The sequence below is a fragment of the Bradyrhizobium sp. Kon69 genome, from assembly GCF_055807515.1.
The window spans coordinates 1-339 of record NZ_JBVVOS010000198.1 but is presented as its reverse complement, the minus strand read 5'-3'; the positions used below and the strand labels follow the sequence as shown (position 1 = coordinate 339).

The following is a 339-nucleotide window of genomic DNA, read 5'->3' as shown; positions in this document are numbered from 1 at the left end:
AACTACCTGGTGGCCAGCCCACATCGCTACAACCCGCCCGGCGTGGGTGATTCACAGCTGGAGTTGCCGCGCCTGCTGGGCGAAGCGAAGAAGGAGGTGCGCGTGCAGTTGCTCGACTATGCACCGCTGTCCTACGGACCGGATCGGACCCGCCCCTACTATGCGGTGATCGACAACGCCGTGCGCGCCGCCGCTGCGCGGGGCGTGTCGATCAAGCTGATGGTGTCCAACTGGAACACCGACCCGCTGGAACTGCCCTACCTCAAGAGCCTCGCGGTGCTGCCCAATGTGCAGATCAGAATCGTCACCCTGCCCGAAGCCAAGCAAGGCTTTATCCCG

1 protein-coding gene is annotated in these 339 nt (G+C 64.0%); it reads left to right on the top strand.

Going from position 1 to position 339, the window contains the following annotated elements:
* Positions 1-339, top strand: a 339-nt coding sequence (locus tag AC0L3U_RS38815; protein ID WP_473365027.1) for a PLD-like domain-containing protein, incomplete at both ends; no start/stop codon positions are given.